This window comes from Oleiphilus sp. HI0080, assembly GCF_001635135.1.
In genome coordinates this window covers 1-735 of sequence record NZ_LWFU01000998.1, presented here as the reverse complement: position 1 = coordinate 735, position 735 = coordinate 1, and the positions used below count along the sequence as shown (strand labels likewise).

1 protein-coding gene is annotated in these 735 nt (G+C 47.8%); it reads right to left on the bottom strand.

All coding sequences use genetic code 11. The annotated features are described in order from the left end of the window. Positions 1–735, bottom strand: a 735-nt coding sequence (locus A3751_RS19075; RefSeq protein WP_068458584.1) for a LysR substrate-binding domain-containing protein, incomplete at both ends; no start/stop codon positions are given.

Below are 735 nucleotides of genomic sequence, written 5' to 3'. Positions count from 1 at the left end.
GCGAATAAGGTATGCGCCCATTTATAAAGAGCATCTAAACTGGGAAGCTCTTCGGATGTTTTCTTCGAAACCAGCCAATAAGCTAGCTCGGCTTCAATAGGGTCCGCGTTTAGTTTTACAACGCGCCGTGTCTTAAGCCAATGATTAATGATGGGCGTTAACCCTACGCAAATCCCCAAGCCTTCTTCTGCGGCGCGCAAGGCAGCGAAGTATGAGTCGCACACAATGCGCTCTTTGGCGACAATGTTTGGGAAAATCTGCCCCCAGTCCTCCAGGTTTTCGTTTAGTGTTAGCAAAGTATTTTCTCCAAGCAGCGCTTGGTTGACGAAGGTCTGTTGATCCAAACCATTTTCAGTTAGATAACGCTCACTAGCGATCAAGCAAAAGCCGATTTTGCATACAGGTCGCGCATATAACGAACTCCACTTACCCGCGCCAAAACGTATTGCTGCGTCAAACTGATGGTCATCAAAGCTTACTAGCTCGTTTCCGGTTGTAATGCGCAGTTCGGTCTTCGGGTCGAACTGCTTAAACTTCATATAATTCGGAATCAACAGCTCTTGAGCGATAAAAATCGGCGCGCTAACTTGGAGTACATTTGGGCCAAGGGACCGAGAGAATTGTTCGTACCCCTCCCTGTGCACCTTTATAACCTGCCCTGCTACCGTGTAATAGCGATGTCCTTCTTCGGTGAGCCTTAGCTGCTTTTTGCTTCGGTCAAACAAACTGACACCA